Annotated in this window: 1 pseudogene; it reads right to left on the bottom strand. The window is 62.0% G+C overall.

Annotated features, from left to right (window positions below):
• Positions 1-983: pseudogene (locus EJK15_RS69570) on the bottom strand (DNA-directed RNA polymerase subunit beta); the annotation flags it as partial.
• Positions 984-997: the final 14 nt, after the last annotated feature.

Below are 997 nucleotides of genomic sequence, written 5' to 3'. Positions count from 1 at the left end.
CGGACGATGTATTCGATGGTGGCGACGATGTCGTCCTCGGTGAGCGTGCCCTGAGAGATCTCCGAGTCGACCCCGAGCTTCTTGTTGATCTTGTAGCGACCCACCTTGGCCAGGTCGTACCGCTTGGGGTTGAAGTAGAGGTTCTCCAGCAGGGTCTGCGCCGACTCCTTGGTCGGCGGCTCACCCGGCCGCAGCTTGCGGTAGATGTCGAGCAGCGCGTCGTCCTGGCCGGAGGTGTGGTCCTTCTCCAGGGTGGCCCGCATCGACTCGTACTGGCCGAACCGCTCGAGGATCTTCTCGCTGGTCCATCCCAGTGCCTTGAGAAGCACGGTGACGGCCTGCTTGCGCTTGCGGTCGATGCGCACACCGACGCTGTCGCGCTTGTCGATCTCGAACTCCAGCCAGGCACCCCGGGACGGGATGACCTTGCAGCCGTACAGATCCTTGTCCGACGTCTTGTCGACATTGCGTTCGAAGTAGACGCCGGGCGAACGGACCAGCTGCGAGACCACGACACGCTCGGTGCCGTTGATGATGAACGTGCCCTTCGGCGTCATGAGCGGGAAATCGCCCATGAACACCGTCTGACTCTTGATCTCACCGGTGGTGTTATTGATGAACTCCGCCGTCACGAACATCGGGGCGGAGAAGGTCATGTCCTTGTCTTTGCACTCATCTACGGAGTACTTCGGCGGCTCGAATCGGTGGTCGCGGAACGACAAGGACATGGTCCCCGAGAAGTCCTCGATGGGACTGATCTCTTCGAAGATCTCTTCGAGGCCCGACTGGGTCGGGACGTCCTTGCGCCCGGCCTGACGAGCCGCCTCTACCCGGGCCTTCCACTTCTCGTTTCCGAGCAGCCAATCGAAAGACTCGGTCTGCAGGGCAAGGAGGTCAGGAACTTCGAGGCGCTCCTGAATGCGCGCGAATGAGACGCGACTGGGACCAGCGGGTACGGCGGAGGCGTTGCGCGAGGCTGCCAACAGATGTCCTTCCG

The sequence above is a fragment of the Nonomuraea basaltis genome (assembly GCF_005893125.1).
Taxonomy (GTDB): Bacteria; Actinomycetota; Actinomycetes; order Streptosporangiales; family Streptosporangiaceae; genus Nonomuraea; species Nonomuraea basaltis.
The sequence above is the reverse complement of the archived record's forward strand: the minus strand, read 5'-3'. Positions and strand labels throughout refer to the sequence as shown.